Here is a 2178-nt window from a genome sequence, read left to right on the forward strand (position 1 = left end):
CGCGACGCCACCCGCCAGCTCACCTACCGCCTGGTCATGCGCGAGGTGCCGGAGGCGCTGCCGGCGGCACCCGGCGTCAGCGTGCCGGTCGCGCTGGCGATGAGCCTGCCGGTGTTCGTCACGCCGCCGGCGGCGCGGCGCGACCTCGCCTGCACGCTGCAGCGCGACGGCGCGCAACTGCTCGCGCAGTGCGAGAACCGCGGCAGCGCCTATGCGCAGGTGCGCGAACTGCGCGTGTTGCGCGCGGGCCGGCCGCTCGCGCACTTCAACGGAGGCGCCTATGTGCTGCCGGGGGCCAGCCGCCCGATCGCGCTGCAGTCCGAACCCGACGTGGCGCCCGGACCGGCGCAGCTCGCGCTGCTGTTCGACGACGGCACGCGCCGCACCGACGAACTGGCGCTGCCGTGAGGCCGCGGCCCCGATGGACCGGCACGCGGTGCTGCGTCGGTCGGCTCGTGTCGCCTGGCTGGCAGGCGCCGTGACGGCGTGCGCGCTGCCGTCGCTCGCGCCACGCGATGCGCTGGCAGAAGCGATCGATGCGGGCGTGGATCGCGTGCCCGGCGAGCGGCTGATGCCGCTGGAGGTGCGCGTCAACCAGCAGCCGAGCGGCGGGTGGCTGCTGATGGAGCGCGCCGGTGTGCTGTTCGCCCCCGCGATCGCGTTCGACGAATGGCGGCTGAACCGGCCCGAGCTGCCGCCGCTGCGCGTGCGCGGGCAGTCCTGGTACCCGCTGTCGGCGTTGCCGGGGTTCGCGGCGCGCTTTCACCCGGCCGCGCAATCGGTGGACCTCGACTTCGCGCCGCAGGCCTTCGCGGCGACGCGCCTCACGCAACCCGCACCGAAGCGGCCCACGGTGTCGCCGGCCGAGCCGGCGCTCGCGCTGAACTACGACCTGAGCCTGACCCGCTCGGCGGCGCGCGGCGCGACAGCGCAGCAGGACCTGGGTGCGCTGGTGGAGGCCGCCGTGTCGGGCGACGCCGGCGTGCTGTCATCCAGCTACGCCGGGCGCAACCTCGCGGTGCGCGGCTTCGATGCCGCGCCGCGCTGGCAGCGCCTGGAAACGAGCTTCACGCGCGACTTCCCCGAGCCGCGCATCAGCCTGCGCCTGGGCGACCTCGCCACGCACGCCGGCGCGATCGGCCGGCCGGTGTTCTTCGGCGGCGTGCAGCTGTCGCGCAACTTCGCGCTGGAACCCGGCTTCGTCAGCCGCCCGATCCCGTCGCTGGCCGGCACCTCCAGCGCGCCCAGCACGCTGGAGCTGTACATCAACGACGTGCTGCGCCAGACCGGCAACCTGCCGGCCGGCCCGTTCACGATCAACGAACTGCCGCTGCCCGACAGCACCGGGCAGGTCCGCATGGTGGTGCGCGACATCCTGGGCCGCGAGACGGTCGTCGAGCAGAGCTTCCTGTCGAGCAACGCCATGCTGGCCGCCGGGCTGAGCGACTGGAGCGTGGAGGCCGGCGAGCTCCGGCGCAACCTCGGCCTGCCCGACGCTCGCTACGCCACCCGCTTCGGTGCCGGGCTGTATCGCCTGGGCCTGAGCCCCGACTGGACCGGCGAGCTGCGCACCGGCATCTCCCGGCCGCAGCAGGAGGCGAGCATCGCGCTCAGCCATGCCCACACGCCATGGCCGGTGCTGGTGCAGGCCGGGCTCTCGGGCAGCCGCAGCGCGCTGGGCCACGGTGCCGGCTGGCTGCTGAGCATCGAGCGCGCCGGCGTCGCGAGCGGCTGGTTGCTGCGCACCGAAGGCAACACCGCCGCCTGGCGCGGGCTGGGCCAGGACCTGCAGACGCCGCCGACACGCCGCCAGACGACCGCCAGCCACCGGTTGAACGCGGGGGCCTGGGGCAGCCTCGGGTTGAGCGTCGCGCAGACGGTGGCCGGCGACGGCAGCCGCTACCTCGCGGCCACCGCCGGGCAAAGCGTGCGCGTGGGCTACCGCAGCACGCTCAGCCTGGGCGTCACGCGGCTCACCGGCAACACCGCCGGCACGCGGCTGACGGCCACGCTGTTCGTGCCGCTCGGGCCGCGCAGCGTGCTCAGCGCGACGGCCGCGCACACGCGGCATGGCGACTCCGACACCACGGTGGGCCTCAGCGCCTCGCCGGACGAACCGGATGGCTGGGCCTGGCGCCTGCTGGCCGGCGAGCGCAGCAGCGCCGGGCAGGCCGAGGC

2 protein-coding genes are annotated in these 2178 nt (G+C 75.3%); both read left to right on the forward strand.

The genetic code is table 11. From position 1 onward, the window contains the following. Positions 1 to 408: fimbrial biogenesis chaperone (locus tag AC1D15_RS28350; RefSeq protein ID WP_477828639.1), on the forward strand; the 408-nt coding region annotated here is incomplete at its 5' end. Positions 409 to 421: 13 nt separating this feature from the next. Further along, on the forward strand, positions 422 to 2178 hold a 1757-nt coding region (locus tag AC1D15_RS28355), incomplete at its 3' end, for a fimbria/pilus outer membrane usher protein (protein WP_477828640.1).

The organism is Rhizobacter sp. P2_H2 (assembly GCF_056403375.1).